The following is a 566-nucleotide window of genomic DNA, read 5'->3' as shown; positions in this document are numbered from 1 at the left end:
GCTATGGCCTGTATGGAAGACTGGTCGAGGTTCACGCGCCCTCACCATCCAGCAGATGCGCCGCCTTCCGAAGTTTCAGGCCATGCGCGATCGTCATCGCCGTCAATTCGGCGTCGACAGCTTTCACCCTCTCATCCAGTGCTTCCCATATCGGCAACGCCGCCTCCATGGGGGCAGCGTGGCCGGAATGAATGGCATGGAGAAGCTGGCTGAGGTTTCGGCCGACCATCCGGACTTGCGAGGCCAACGCCGCGACAGTGCGTGAATTCTCAGCTGACAGAGCGGGACCGACATCCAGGCTGGCCCGGATAATGCGCCGCAAAGTCTCCACTCGGTCAAGCTGGAACACCTTGCAGGCCTCATCCAGGAGCGCGCCCGCCTCCGGCCCGATATCGATCCGGTGGCGCTTTCGGGTGTCCTTGTGGGCGGCGCTGGTGTCCAAAATTCCTCGCTATGGCGCATGGGCCTCCCGTCGAAGACGGTCCAGGTCAAAGCGAAGCGATGACCTGCTCAGCCAATTTGGACCCAAATTGCGTATCTTGTCAATTCACAATGCAACATTATAC

The 566-nt window shown here is 60.1% G+C and carries 1 protein-coding gene; it reads right to left on the bottom strand.

Annotated elements, in window-relative coordinates:
* Positions 1 to 31 precede the first annotated feature (31 nt).
* Positions 32 to 442, bottom strand: a complete 411-nt coding sequence (locus AC1D0N_RS31875; RefSeq protein ID WP_477250591.1) for a hypothetical protein — start codon at positions 440 to 442, stop codon at positions 32 to 34.
* Between the last annotated feature and the right edge of the window lie 124 nt (positions 443 to 566).

The organism is Mesorhizobium sp. P2_E10, from assembly GCF_056404235.1.
Note: the sequence above shows the minus strand (reverse complement) of the source record. Positions and strands in the feature narration are given on the sequence as shown.